1 protein-coding gene is annotated in these 465 nt (G+C 53.5%); it reads left to right on the plus strand.

The window, feature by feature from the left end:
- Nucleotides 1-465 (plus strand): saccharopine dehydrogenase family protein (locus D4A39_RS19165; protein WP_497707271.1); only part of this gene is annotated, 465 nt, incomplete at both ends.

Genomic DNA, 465 nt, shown 5'->3' on the forward strand with positions numbered 1-465 from the left:
CTCTCTATCCACAAGCCACTCACCTACCCTAACATCGGTCCTCGCGAGAGCTATCTGATGCACCACGAGGAGTTGGAGAGTCTGGTGAAGAACTACCCTACCATCAAGGAGGCACGCTTCTGGATGACCTTCGGTCAGCAGTATCTCACCTACCTCGACTGCATTCAGAACCTCGGCATGAGCCGCATCGACGAAATCGAATACGAGGCTCCATTGGCAGACGGTTCAGGCAAGACAGCCAAGGTGAAGATTGTTCCTCTGCAATTCCTCAAGGCCGTATTGCCTAACCCACAGGATCTCGGCGAGAACTATGACGGCGAAACATCTATCGGTTGCCGCATCCGCGGTAAGAAGGATGGCAAGGAGCGCACCTACTACGTTTATAACAACTGCAAGCACCAGGAGGCTTACAACGAAACCGGTATGCAGGGCGTAAGCTACACCACCGGTGTGCCAGCCATGATT

The sequence above is a fragment of the Alcanivorax profundi genome (genome assembly GCF_003597125.1).
Lineage (GTDB): Bacteria > Pseudomonadota > Gammaproteobacteria > Pseudomonadales > Alcanivoracaceae > Alcanivorax > Alcanivorax profundi.